General features: G+C 67.2%; 10 protein-coding genes. 4 read left to right on the forward strand and 6 right to left on the reverse strand.

What is annotated here, in order from left to right; translation table 11 throughout:
- Positions 1–183: 183 nt before the first annotated feature.
- Together ABW137_RS08555 and ABW137_RS08560 are read right to left on the reverse strand one after the other, a co-directional pair.
- Positions 184–1,590 carry a DNA-binding protein gene (locus ABW137_RS08555; protein ID WP_526398856.1) on the reverse strand — a complete coding sequence of 469 codons (1,407 nt, stop codon included), beginning with the start codon at positions 1,588–1,590 and terminating at the stop codon, positions 184–186.
- Positions 1,591–1,775: 185 nt separating this feature from the next.
- Positions 1,776–2,867 carry a dipeptidase gene (locus ABW137_RS08560; RefSeq protein ID WP_526398858.1) on the reverse strand — a complete coding sequence of 364 codons (1,092 nt, stop codon included), beginning with the start codon at positions 2,865–2,867 and terminating at the stop codon, positions 1,776–1,778.
- 325 nt (positions 2,868–3,192) lie between these two features.
- Between ABW137_RS08560 and ABW137_RS08565 the strand changes: the two genes are divergently transcribed.
- Positions 3,193–4,089, forward strand: coding sequence for a hypothetical protein (locus ABW137_RS08565; RefSeq protein ID WP_526398860.1), 897 nt, complete (start codon positions 3,193–3,195; stop codon positions 4,087–4,089).
- On the opposite strand, the gene ABW137_RS08570 is transcribed toward ABW137_RS08565, so the two are convergent.
- A complete protein-coding gene (locus tag ABW137_RS08570; protein ID WP_526398862.1) occupies positions 4,009–4,548 on the reverse strand; it encodes a TetR/AcrR family transcriptional regulator in 540 nt (179 codons plus the stop codon). The genes ABW137_RS08565 and ABW137_RS08570 overlap by 81 nt on opposite strands.
- Positions 4,549–4,649: 101 nt before the next feature.
- Here ABW137_RS08570 and ABW137_RS08575 point away from each other — a divergent pair, with 101 nt between their 5' ends.
- Positions 4,650–5,783, forward strand: coding sequence for an FAD-dependent oxidoreductase (locus ABW137_RS08575; protein WP_526398864.1), 1,134 nt, complete (start codon positions 4,650–4,652; stop codon positions 5,781–5,783).
- A gap of 44 nt (positions 5,784–5,827) precedes the next feature.
- Positions 5,828–6,667, forward strand: a complete 840-nt coding sequence (locus tag ABW137_RS08580; RefSeq protein ID WP_526398866.1) for a VOC family protein — start codon at positions 5,828–5,830, stop codon at positions 6,665–6,667.
- A 45-nt stretch (positions 6,668–6,712) separates the two neighbouring features.
- Here the strand turns inward: ABW137_RS08580 and ABW137_RS08585 are convergent, their stop codons facing one another.
- The 3 genes from ABW137_RS08585 to ABW137_RS08595 are packed head-to-tail and all read right to left on the reverse strand — an operon-like array spanning position 6,713 to position 10,503.
- Positions 6,713–7,117 (reverse strand): hypothetical protein, encoded by a 405-nt coding sequence (locus ABW137_RS08585; protein WP_526398868.1) that lies wholly within the window; start codon positions 7,115–7,117, stop codon positions 6,713–6,715.
- Positions 7,118–7,159: 42 nt separating this feature from the next.
- Complete coding sequence (locus tag ABW137_RS08590; RefSeq protein ID WP_526398870.1) at positions 7,160–8,773, reverse strand: AMP-binding protein; 1,614 nt, start codon at positions 8,771–8,773, stop codon at positions 7,160–7,162.
- A gap of 2 nt (positions 8,774–8,775) precedes the next feature.
- Entirely contained in the window at positions 8,776–10,503 is a 1,728-nt protein-coding gene (locus ABW137_RS08595) for an AMP-binding protein (RefSeq protein ID WP_526398872.1), read from the reverse strand.
- A 56-nt stretch (positions 10,504–10,559) separates the two neighbouring features.
- Between ABW137_RS08595 and ABW137_RS08600 the strand changes: the two genes are divergently transcribed.
- Positions 10,560–11,393 carry a helix-turn-helix transcriptional regulator gene (locus tag ABW137_RS08600; protein ID WP_526398874.1) on the forward strand — a complete coding sequence of 278 codons (834 nt, stop codon included), beginning with the start codon at positions 10,560–10,562 and terminating at the stop codon, positions 11,391–11,393.
- Positions 11,394–11,552: the final 159 nt, after the last annotated feature.

Raw genomic sequence — 11,552 nt, forward strand, 5'->3', positions numbered from 1 at the left:
CCCTCCCAGCGTCTTGAGGTTGAGCCGCCGGATGGGTTCGACCTTGACTCGGCCGCCGCGCTTCTCGGGGCAACTGCGCCGCTTCGCCGAGCCGCGCTCGCGCACGATCTTGTCATAGGTCCTGGTGACGTACGCGTCAGGGTTCACCGGCATTGGCGGGCCTTCCTCTTGACTCTCTACGTTTCAGATCCCGAGCGCGAGGCGCACCGCGCGCACGTTTCGCCGGGATACCGGCACCATCGCGTTGTCGGGGTCGTCCATGATCAGGACGAGCTCGCCCTTGTCTCCACGTTCGACCTCGCGAATACGGTTCAGGTTGACGATGTGCTGGCGGTGCACCCGCAGGAAACCGGCATTGGTCAATTCGTGGTCGAGCTTGTCCAGGCCGGGCGAGGCGGCCAGCATCCTGCCCCGGTCGGTGGACAGCCACACGTCGTTGCCGTCCGATTCGGCGAACAGAACCTCTTCTGATCGCAGGAGCACCATCCGGTTGTCCCGGATCCCGACCACTCGGCGCGGTGGCTCCTCGACCGACGAGCTCGATTCGGCGTACGCGCCCGCTTCGGACCGTGGCAAATGCTCACCGTCGGCGGCACCGAACGAGATCAAGTGTCCGACCAGATTGCCGTGCCGGAACACCGGGCGAATGGCGATCGGCGACGGTTCGTCGGCGAGATGAGTGAAGATCTGGGTCGAGCCGGTCCAGTCGGGGTCGTTGCTCGCCTGCTTGCTGGCATAGCGGATGGCCTCGATGAACGCCGGGAGCCGCGGATTCCAGCGCACTGCCGGGTCGACGGCCGCGGAGTTGCCCGGCACGCCGAGCGGAATGCTCGCCATTTCGTCGGCGACCACGACCCTGCCCCCGACGTCGACGGCCGCCAGTGCGGCCGACGACCGTGTCCTGGCGTGGTTGTACGCAGCGAGCAGTTCGGCGCCGCCGCCCCTGGCAACCATGCGCAATTTGCTCTGGGTGTGCGCGGCGGCGTTGGCCAACCACCCACTCGCGGCCGCAGGCATGTCACTGCGCAAGGTGGAGATGTTGAGGCTCGCGATTGGTTCCTTGCTCACCACGTCCCGCACCGCAATGCCTGCGCAGGTCCAGTCGTGAAAGGCCTGGCACCAGTGTTCTTCTCGCCTGATCACCAAGGGATTTCGGGTTCCGAGGGCGGTGCCGATGCCGTTGGTGCCCACCGCGCTCTCCGACCAGCAGTACCACGGAGCGAGTCCAGTCCCGGCAGCGACGGCAAGGGTGGCCTTGTCGCCCCACTCGGCCAGGACCCTGCCGTTGGCGTCGGCGATGATGACGATGCCGAACTTCGACACCTCGTGGACGATGGCTGCGGCACGAAAACCCAGTTCCGCGAACACCACGTCGTGTTCGAGCGAATGGTCGACCTCTGTCACCGCCGCAGGCGCCTCGGACAGCAATGGGTCGACGCGGTAATGGTCCCGACATCGTTGCCACGAGATCGCCACCTCGGGCCGCACGCCGCGGACGTCGTCTTCTCCCTTGACGAATCGTTCCCACGCTTCATACATCGCGGGTCTGTTCGCGTCGGGGGGCAACACTTCGAGTCGTGCACCTGTCATTCGGGTCCACCTTTACGTGCTTGGACTTGTATTGATGACGCCGTCGATGCCCGAGCGGGCAGTTCGGAAATGCCTACCGAACTGCGGGGCACCTTGTGATGTAGATCATATACCTCTGCGTTTGTGATTCATTTCGAGCAAAGAAATGTGAAATCGCCGGTGCTTCCAGCGAATTCACGTCGCGGTCAGCCGTCGGGGTCCGCGACGGCGTCGGCGGCCCTGAGCACGCGAAGGATGTTCTGACCAGCGAGCTTGGCCAGGTCTGCGCTGGACCAGTTGCGATCGCCAAGCGCGGCGAAGAGGCGCGGATACCCCGACACGTCCTCAAGGCCCTCGGGCATGGCCTCCCCGCCCATGTAGTCAGCACCGATGCCGACGTGATCGATGCCTGCGACCGCACGCACGTGCTCGATGTGCCTCACGACGTCCGCCAACGTGGCCACCGGGGGCGGTGATTGCTCGGCGAGCGCCGCCATCAGTACGTCGTATGCGGATTCGCCCTTCTGGATGCCCCGGCGTCGGGCCTCGGCCTTCGCCTGCGCGTGCCACTCGGCGACTGGTGGTGACACGAACGCGGGCAGGAACGTCACCATGCACACGCCGTCGTTGTCAGCCAAGGTTGCCAGAACGTCGTCCGGCACATTGCGGGGGTGGTCGCAGACGGCGCGGGCCGACGAGTGGCTGAAGATCGCGGGCGCGGCGGTCACGCGGAGCGCATGCCTCATCACGTCGGCTGACACGTGTGACAGATCGACCAGCATTCCGAGCCGGTTCATCTCGCGGACGACATCCTCACCGAATTCCGAAAGGCCATGCAGCACTGGATCATCCGTGGCCGAGTCAGCCCATGGCACATTCCTGTTGTGGGTCAGGGTCAGGTAGCGCACCCCCAACTCACGCATCATGCGCAGCACCGCCAGGGACCCGTCGATGCAGTGGCCACCCTCCATGCCCAACAGCGATGCGACACGGTCGCCGGCGGCTTCAATCTCGTCCGCGGCGGTTGCCAGGATCAGCCGGTCTGGGTAGCGGGCCACCAGGCGCCTCACGAGGTCGATCTGCTCAAGCGTGGCAGCAACGGCTGCCGGCCCGGTGTAGAGCTCCGGGGATACGTACACAGACCAGAACTGCCCGGCGACGCCACCGACCTCCAACCGCTTCAGGTCCGTGTGCAAATCAGGCGCCAGCCCGGTCAGGTCGACGGCGTCGAGGTCGGAGGCGTACCGCTGGCGCAGCGCCCAGGCGAGATCGTTGTGACCATCGATCACACGCGTCATCGCACCTCCTCGACCGTTGCGTGTGCCACGAGCAAGTTTTCCCATCGGACGTGACGGCGGTCACCTTACGGTTCAGCGCTGAGATCGAACCGCCGGGCGAGGACGACGACCGTTCCCGCGGACTGGGGCGCCGCTCGTCAGCCTCTGGGTACCGTTCACGACCCACCCGATCGGGTAGGTATCCGGCCCGCGGCTCCGCCATGCGACGTCAGCGGCGTGACGCGTCACCGAACCCACCCCCTCGATCACCCGTTGGGTCGATGTCGGCGGACGCGAGCGCTGGTGTGCTCGGGGTCACACCGATGAACCGAAGTGGGGAAGAGTCATGAGAACTGATTTCATTGTGATCGGCGACGGCTCCGCACCAGTCGTGAACGGCCACAGGGTCCCAAGGGGCACCGGGCGGCAGTGCGTCGACGCCTCCCGTCGCCTCCGACGACTCGGAGCGACGGTCATCGACGTCCCGTCCCTGGCGGCCAAGCACCTTCCTGCGGCGTATCTCGGCACGCCGCCCGACGTGCGGCTCACGTCCACCGGGCCGGATCGTCGGGACAGCCACTTGCACGTCCAGTCATCGGGTGCCGTCCTGCGGGGACAGGCTGCCACTGAAGCGACGACGCTGCTGGCCAGGCGTGACCGCACTGCCGCGACGGTCAGCTACGACCTGAACGTCGGTTCCACCGCCAACGGCATGTCCGCGTCGGACCGGACCGCGATCGAGTTTCTGATCGGGTGCAGCGACATCGTCACGATGAGCGAATGCGACCTGGTGGCACTGCGTCGCGGCGAACGGTACGCCGATGCGGTCCGCTGGGTGATGGCGCGTGGGCCCGCGATCATCGCGTTGACCGACGACCTGGGTGGCTACGTCGGGTACTTCAGGGGCGGTTCGGTGGTCCATAGCCGCCGCAACGCCGATGTCGGCGCCACCCGCGGTGCCGGCCGGGCCTTGAGCGTCGGCCTGCTGCATGCCCTCGACGGGCGGGGCCTGCTCGGCGCCGGTGCACACGACGCGTTGCGGCGAATCGGCCGCGGTGAGGCCCACGACGTGTTCAGCGACGCGAATCGCCATGGCGCATCGACTTCTTCGCCCCTCGGATCCGCCCCGAGACACGAATCGAACTCGGCGGGTGGCCGGACGCTAACCCGTAACGTAGCGCTGCAACGTCGGGCCCAGCCACTCGACGAGCTCGTCAGAGCTCATGGCCACCACCGGCGGTAGCCGTAACACGAAGCGACACAACGCCATTCCGAGAATCTGGGTGGCGATCAAGCCGGCCCGCTTCGGGGCGTCGTCGGTGATGAACTTGCCGACCGCAGGCAACAACTGCGCGGCGAAGATGTCCTTCATGCGGTCCGCCGCGTCGGGATTGGTGGTCGCCGAGCGCAACAGCATGACGAGCGCATCGTCGTCCTCCCAGCGTGCGAGGAAGTGGGCAACGAGCCTCTTGCCCAACTCCGACTCGGGCACGTCCGACAGGTCCGGGAAGCGCAGATCGAACTCCGCCGCCGCGGCGAACAGCTGTTCCTTGTTGCCGAAGTAGCGCATGACCATCGACGGATCGATGTCGGCGTCCGCCGCGATGGCTCTGATGGTGGCGGCCTCGTAGCCCGATTCGGCGAATCGCTCCCTGGCCGCTGCCAGGATCACGGCCTTGGTCTGGTCGGCCTTCCTACCCATGCCAACGACTGTAGGCCAACAGGTGTTGACTTCTCTGACCGGCGCGCGCAACATGGAAATGCCAACAGATGTTGGCATTTGTTCCGGTCAAGGAGATCGCCGTGAATGACACCGACGTCCTCATCGTGGGAGCCGGCCCCACCGGGCTGACCCTCGCCGCATCGCTGCTGGTCAATGGCGTGCACGTCACGCTCGTCGACCGCAAGACCGAGGGGGCCAACACCTCGCGCGCCGCCGGGGTCAACGCCCGCACCCTCGAAGTGCTCGAGGGAATCGACGTAACGCGCCGCCTCCTCAAGGAGGGCATCGAGGTCCCCAGATTCACGATCCGCGACGGCACCAAGGTGCTCGTCCCCATCGACTTCGCCGGGCTGGCGACCGACTATCCCTTCACGCTGCTGGTCCCCCAGTCGACCACCGAACGCCTCCTCCTCGACCGTGTCCGCGAACTCGGAGGCGACGTCACCAGGCCCAAGGTGCTCACCACCGTCGTCCAGGATTCCACCGGCGTGACTGCGACCTTCGACGATGGCGACACCGTCCGCGCCCGCTACGTCGTCGGCGCCGACGGCATGCACAGCACGGTCCGCGAACAAGCGGGCATCGGCTTCACCGGAGACGCCTACGAGCACTCCTTCGTGCTGGCCGACGCATGCCTGACCGGTGACGCACCTACTGACGAGGTGCGCCTGTTCTGGGCCAGCGAAGGCCTCACCGTCGTCGCGCCGCTGCCCGACGGCACCTTCCGCGTCGTCGCCCCGGTCGACGATGCACCCGAGGCGCCGTCCGTGGCGTTCGTCCAAGACCTGCTCGACGCCCGCGGGCCAGGCGGCATCACGGTCACCGACATCACCTGGGGGGCGCGCTTCCGAATCCATCACCGCGTGGCGGACACCTACCGTGCAGGGCGCATCCTGCTGGCTGGCGACGCCGCCCACGTGCACAGCCCAGCGGGCGGTCAGGGCATGAACCTCGGCGTCCAGGACGCCGTCGCGCTTGCCGAGGCCCTGACGACCGTCGTGTCCGGTGGCCAGGACGCCGTCCTCGACGCCTACGCCGCGACCCGCCGCCCCATCGCCCACCAGGTCGTCGAGCTGACGGACCGGCTCACCAGGCTCGCCACGCTCCCCCGCGCGCTACGCCCGCTGCGCAACCTGTTCCTCGGCGTCCTCGGCCGCATCCCGATGGCCCGTCGCGCACTGGCGGCGCGGCTATCGGGATTGGTCTATCGGTGATCGGGGCACCCTTGGGGCCATGACCCGGACGCGAGGAGGACTCCATGGCATCTGAGCCGAGAACGTATCCACAGGGCGTGCCCAGCTGGATCGACACCGTCGCCCACGACCTCGACGAAGCCAAGCGGTTCTACGCGGGGCTTTTCGACTGGACGTTCACCGACGCAATGCCCGCCGAGGCACCCGGCCACTACCTGATCGCCACCATGAAGGGTGAGGACGTCGCCGCGATCGGCTCACCGGACTCCGACGACCAGCCGGTCAAGTGGCACACCTACCTTGCCGTCGACGACGCCGACGCAACCGCTGCGGCCGTCGAGGCGGCCGGCGGCACCGTGACGATCGCTCCCGTCGACGCCGGACCCGGCGGCCGGATGGCCGCCTGCATCGATCCCCGCGGCGCCGAGTTCCGGCTATGGCAGGCCCGCAACCGACTCGGCGCACAACTCGTCAACGCGCCGGGGTCATGGAACTTCAGCGACCTCCAGACCACCGATCCGCACGCGGCCGCCACCTTCTACGCGCCGATGTTCGGCTGGGAGATCGACGACATCGGATACGCCACCGTGGTCCGCAAGCCCGGCTACGGCGACCACCTCGCGGCCACGGCCGACCCCGACATCAGGAAACGGCAGGAGGAGGCGGGCACACCCGCGGCGTTCGAAGACGTCATCGCGTGGATGCGGCTGATCCCCGAGGGCCACCCCGAACTGTGGCAGGTGACCTTCGCCGTCGCCGACCGCGACACGTCCGCTGCCACCGCGGAGGATCTCGGCGCCACCGTCCTCGCAACCGACGACTCCGAGTGGACGAGGACCGCGACCGTCCGCGAACCACAGGGGGCGGAGTTCGTGCTGAGCCAGTTCACCCCGCCGAAGGGCTGAGCCGGACCTACGCTGAGCGCCGACCCAGCGAGCTTGTCGAACTCGTCAATTCCACTGTGGCGTAAGGCTTACCGCACGCCGCCGGGTGATGACCCACAGCACGGCGGTGGCCACCACGGCCTCCACCAGTGACGCAGCCGTTGCCACGATCATCAACGTCGACATCGGGCTGGCGGTACCGATCGTGACGGCCTCGCCGTGGTGATGACCTGGCATGGACCAGTGCACCGCCACCATGCCCAGGTTCATCACGGCGACGATGCACCACACCCGCGGTGAACCCGCCGCCCACAGTTCGCGCGCGCAGTACAGACACGCCAGCGCCATGCCCACGATGAGCACGCCCACGGCGAGATTGGCGGCGTCGCCGACCATCACACCGTGCAGAACCGCCGAGCAGACCGCCAGCGCGGCACACGCGCGCCGCCCCAGGGTCGCTCCAGAGTGCATGGTTCAACCATGGCACTCGCGGGGCATCACTGCCACCGGAAGCTACAGACCCAACTCCTCGACGGTGGTCGCACGCATCTCCATCTTGCGGACCTTGCCCGTCACCGTCATCGGGAATTCGTCGACGACGCGGACGTACCGCGGGATCTTGTAGTGCGCCAGCTTGCCTGCGGCGAAGGCTCTGATCGCGTCGGCATCGATGGGATCCTGACCCGCCCGCATCCGGATCCAGGCACAGATCTCCTCGCCGTACTTCGGGTCGGGGACGCCGATGACCTGCGCATCGTCGATGTCGGGATGGGTGTAGAGGAACTCCTCGATCTCCCTCGGATATACGTTCTCCCCACCGCGGATCACCATGTCCTTGATGCGCCCGACCACGTTGCAGTAGCCGTCCTCCCGCATCACCGCCAGATCGCCGGTGTGCATCCACCCGTCGGCGTCGATGGCCTCGGCGGTCTTGGCGTCCTCATTCCAGTAGCCGAGCATCACCGAGTAGCCGCGCGTGCAGTACTCACCGGGTTCACCACGCTCCAACACCTCACCCGACTTCGGGTCGACGATCTTGATCTCGACGTGTGGGTGCGCGCGACCGATGGACGACGTGCGGTGCTCGAGGTCGTCGTCGGCGAGGGTCTGGCACGACACCGGCGACGTCTCGGTCATGCCGTACGCAATCGTCATCTCGGTCAAGTTCATCTCGTTGATGCACCGCTTCATCACCTCGACCGGGCACACCGAGCCCGCCATGATTCCCGTGCGCAGCGACGACAGATCGGTGTCCGCAAGCGACGGATGGCCGAGCATCGCGATGAACATCGTCGGCACGCCGTAGAGCGCGGTACAACGCTCCTTCGCCACCGCCGCCAGCGTCAATCCCGGGTCGAAACCGGGTGCCGGAATGACGATCGTCGCGCCGTGCGTGGTGCAACCAAGGTTGCCCATCACCATGCCGAAGCAGTGGTAGAACGGCACCGGGATGCACAGCCGATCCTCGGGGCCCAGATTGATCTGCCCCGTGACGAAGTAGCCGTTGTTCAAGATGTTGCGGTGCGACAACGTCGCGCCCTTCGGGAATCCCGTTGTCCCAGAAGTATATTGAATGTTGATCGGGTCGTCGGGTTTCAGGCCGGCGAGGCGTTCGGCGAGCTCGCCCGCGGACACGTCATCAGCGCGGTCTCGCAGTGCCGTCCAATCTTCGGTGCCGAGGAACACGACCTCGCGCAGCGACTCGATCCCCGAACGGACCTCGTCGACCATGCCGACGTAGTCCGACGTCTTGAACTCCGTCGCCGAGATCAGCGTGCGCACCCCGGACTGGTTGAGCACGTAGGACAATTCGTGCGTGCGGTACGCGGGGTTGACGTTGACCAGGATCGCACCGATCTTCGCCGTGGCGTACTGCACGATGACCCACTCGGCCCGGTTCGGCGCCCAGATGCCGACTCGCTCGCCCACCGCAATGCCCAGCGCCATGAGCCCCCTTGCCACCGTGTCGATCTCGGCGTTCAATTCGCCGTAGGTCCACCGCCGGTCCTGCGCAACGTCGACCAAAGCCTCGGCGTCCGGCGCCGTCGCCACCGTCCGCTCGAAGTTCGCGCCGATCGTCTCCTCCAGCACCGGGACGTCGGTCGGACCCGCATCGTAGGACTGCATGTTCACTCCACCAGATCTTCGTAGCGGTACTCGGTGTCGATGACGGTACCGGTGCGGTGGGCCTCGTCCTCCCGGTTCCTCAGCTCCACCCGGCGAATCTTGCCGGAGATGGTCTTGGGCAACTCGAAGAACTCGATCCGCCGCACCCTGAGGTAGGGCGCCAGGTGGTCGCGGGCGTGCTCCATGATCGCCTTCGCCGTGTCGGCACCGGCCGCCCATCCGTCGGCGAGCGCCACGTACGCCTTGGGCACCGCGAGCCGGGTGTGGTGCGGCTGCGGGACGACGGCGGCCTCGACGACCGCGGGGTGCTCGATCAGCACGCTCTCCAGCTCGAATGGCGAGACCTTGTAGTCCGAGGACTTGAATACGTCGTCGGTGCGCCCGATGTAGGTGATGTAGCCGTCGGCGTCCCGGCTCGCGACGTCGCCGGTGTGGTAGTAGCCGCCCGCCGTGACGGCCGAATTGCGCTGCGGGTCATCCAGATAACCCGTCATGAGATTGACCGGCGCGCGGCTGAGATCCAGACAGATCTCGCCCTCGTCCGCGAGCTCGCCGGTCACCGGATCGACCAGCACCACCGGCACGCCTGGCATCGGCCTGCCCATCGAACCCGCCTTCACCCGCTGACCTGGCGTGTTGCCGACCTGCAGCGTGGTCTCCGTCTGCCCGAACCCGTCGCGGATGGTCAACCCCCACGCACGCTCCACCCGGGCGATGACGTCGGGATTCAGCGGCTCACCCGCACCGAGGATCTCCCGCAGCCCTTCGGGACGCTCACCGAGGTCACTCTGAATCAGCATGCGCCACACCGTTGGTGGGGCGCAGAACGTGTTGACGCCGGCCCGCCGGAGCTGGTCCAGCAGCGCGGCGGCGTCAAACTTGACGTAGTTGTAGACGAAGATCGTCGACTCAGCGATCCACGGCGCGAAGAAGCAGCTCCAGGCGTGCTTGGCCCAGCCGGGTGAGCTGATTGCGAGGTGCACGTCTCCGGGTTGCAAGCCGATCCACGCCATCGTCGACAGATGCCCCACCGGGTAGCTGATTTGGCTGTGCTCCACCAGCTTCGGCTTGCTGGTCGTACCGGAGGTGAAGTAGATCAGCAGGGTGTCGCCCACCTCGGTGCCCGGTGCGAACGGACCGTCGGGTACCGCGTCGTAGGCGTCGGCGTAGCGGTGCCAGCCCGGCGCCTCACCCACCGCGACGCGGATGCAGTCACCGGCGACGGCAGCCAACTCGGGAGCGTCGAACTTGGTGGTATCGGCAGGGTTCGCGATGACGAATCGCGCACCGCCACGGGTGACGCGGTCGGCTAGATCGGCAGGCCCCAGCGCAGCCGTCGTCGGCATGATCACCGCGCCGAGTTTGGCGACCGCCAGCATCGCCTCCCACAGCTCTACCTGATTGCCGAGCATCAGGAGGACGCGGTCGCCCTTACCGACTCCGAGGCCGCGCAACCACGTCGCGACCCGGTCGGAGCGCCGCGCCATCTCCGCGAACGTCACCTTCTGCTCGCTGCCGTCCTGCTCGACGATCCACAACGCAGGCCGGTCGGCGGTCTCCTGAGCAGAGGCGATGACGTCGAACCAGTCGGTGGCCCAGTTGAACGTGCCGGTCAGCTGCGGCCAGGCGAACTGCTCGACGGCCTTGTCGTAGTCGCCAATCACATTGACCAGCTGATCGCGCGCATCGCGGTAGGAGCCGGTGTTGGCGCTTTCGATGTTGGAGACCATGCCGACTAGGATCTACGTCACACTCATCCACCCGCCACCCCCGAAAGAGGGTGACCATGCTCCAGTCGCCGCACCCACTGCTCCGTCCGCGGGACACCGACGTGCTGCGCGCCGAACTCCGGGCGATCGCCGCCGTCGGGGACGTGCCGGTGCTGTTCGGCGGCGAGGTGAACGCGGGAGCGCTGCTGCTCACCGAGTTCGTCGGCACCAGGACCGCTGGGTTGCGAGGGCTGACCGTTCACTCCAGCTCGGGCCTCGGCGGGGCGAGCATGGTGGCCGGACGTCCGATGTCGGTCGCCGACTATCGCAACGCCGCCAGCATCAGCCACGACTACGACGGACCCGTGCTCACCGAGGGCATCAAGTCGGTGCTCGCCGTCCCGGTGGTGGTGGACGGCAACGCGCGGGCGGTGCTCTACGGCGCCTACCGGGCCAGCGCGCCCATCGGCGATCGCACCGCGGACCTGATGGTCGCCTCCGCGCGACGGATCGGCATGGAACTCCGGATTCGTGACGAGGTGGACCGCCGACTGCGGCTGCGGGATGCCACCGCCACCGCCGGCACCGGCGCAGGCTCCGAGCTGATCCGCGAGGTCCACGCCGAGCTGCGGCGCCTGGCCACCGACGCCCAACCCGGCATGCGCGACGAGCTACAACGACTCGCGGCGCGCCTGACCGGGCAGGGCGATTCCGACGTGCACCTCACGCCACGCGAGCTCGACGTGCTCGCCCAGGTCGCGATGGGATGCACCAATGCCGAGGCGGCCGAACGCCTTTCGCTGCGTCCCGAGACGGTGAAGAGCTACCTGCGCAGCGCCGCCGCGAAACTCGGCGCCCACACCAGGATCGAGTCCGTGAGCAAGGCGCGCCGATTGGGGCTGCTGCCCTAGCTACGCGAGATGCCTTGTGCCCCTTCAGAAGGGTGGGGGGTTGTGTTGGTCGAGGTGTTGGTTGCGGTGGCGTTCGGTGGTGATGGTGGCGTGGTGTTGTTGGGCGCGGGTGCGTTGGCGTAGGGGCATGGTGAGTTCGCGGCCGGGGGTGAGTTCGCG

It is taken from the genome of Mycobacterium sp. (genome assembly GCF_040509115.1).
Lineage (GTDB): Bacteria > Actinomycetota > Actinomycetes > Mycobacteriales > Mycobacteriaceae > Mycobacterium.

Coding starts and splice junctions, on each gene's coding strand:
- ABW137_RS08555 (WP_526398856.1), bottom strand. CDS start 1,590: ATGACAGGTGCACGACTCGAAGTGTTGCCCCCCGACGCGAACAGACCC.
- ABW137_RS08590 (WP_526398870.1), bottom strand. CDS start 8,773: ATGCAGTCCTACGATGCGGGTCCGACCGACGTCCCGGTGCTGGAGGAG.
- ABW137_RS08580 (WP_526398866.1), top strand. CDS start 5,828: ATGGCATCTGAGCCGAGAACGTATCCACAGGGCGTGCCCAGCTGGATC.
- ABW137_RS08585 (WP_526398868.1), bottom strand. CDS start 7,117: ATGCACTCTGGAGCGACCCTGGGGCGGCGCGCGTGTGCCGCGCTGGCG.
- ABW137_RS08595 (WP_526398872.1), bottom strand. CDS start 10,503: ATGGTCTCCAACATCGAAAGCGCCAACACCGGCTCCTACCGCGATGCG.
- ABW137_RS08560 (WP_526398858.1), bottom strand. CDS start 2,867: ATGACGCGTGTGATCGATGGTCACAACGATCTCGCCTGGGCGCTGCGC.
- ABW137_RS08565 (WP_526398860.1), top strand. CDS start 3,193: ATGAGAACTGATTTCATTGTGATCGGCGACGGCTCCGCACCAGTCGTG.
- ABW137_RS08570 (WP_526398862.1), bottom strand. CDS start 4,548: ATGGGTAGGAAGGCCGACCAGACCAAGGCCGTGATCCTGGCAGCGGCC.
- ABW137_RS08600 (WP_526398874.1), top strand. CDS start 10,560: ATGCTCCAGTCGCCGCACCCACTGCTCCGTCCGCGGGACACCGACGTG.